The 490-nt window shown below is 58.4% G+C and carries 1 protein-coding gene; it reads right to left on the reverse strand.

What is annotated here, in order from left to right; all coding sequences use genetic code 11:
- Positions 1-490 (reverse strand): MmgE/PrpD family protein (locus EN818_RS30760; protein ID WP_348631428.1); only part of this gene is annotated, 490 nt, incomplete at both ends.

Below are 490 nucleotides of genomic sequence, written 5' to 3' on the forward strand. Positions count from 1 at the left end.
ATATCCGAGCGCAATTGCAACCATGGTCTCGGAGACCGACGCGTCAACAGCCTGAGCCACTGCCAAGGCGGCGGGAATAACGCCGGCACCCGCGTGACCTGCTGCGCCACGATGACCGTCGTCGATATCCAGCGCGCTTGCCGCAGCGCTGTTCGCCATCGCGGCGCCGACCACACTAGAACGATCCTCGGTCAACCAAATGCTGATCAGGCCCTCGCCATAGGCTTCCAGTGCTGATTTTCTGGCAGCATCAGCTAACGGCGATCGCAGGCCCGCAGCCGTGGCACCGATAAGATCTAAAATGAGCAACGAAATTGTACGCCGTGTCGCCGCAGGCAGTGCACTTGCTGGATAGCTGCTAACGAATTCGGCGAGTTCAGATATGGCTCGCACTGAGGTATACTCCAATATATCCGCTTCTTTGGCGATAAAATGCCTGCCAAAATGGAGGCTGACGTTGTGCAGGGGGACGGCTATTAGCGCCGCAGCC

It is taken from the genome of Mesorhizobium sp. M3A.F.Ca.ET.175.01.1.1, assembly GCF_004791945.1.
Taxonomy (GTDB): Bacteria; Pseudomonadota; Alphaproteobacteria; order Rhizobiales; family Rhizobiaceae; genus Mesorhizobium.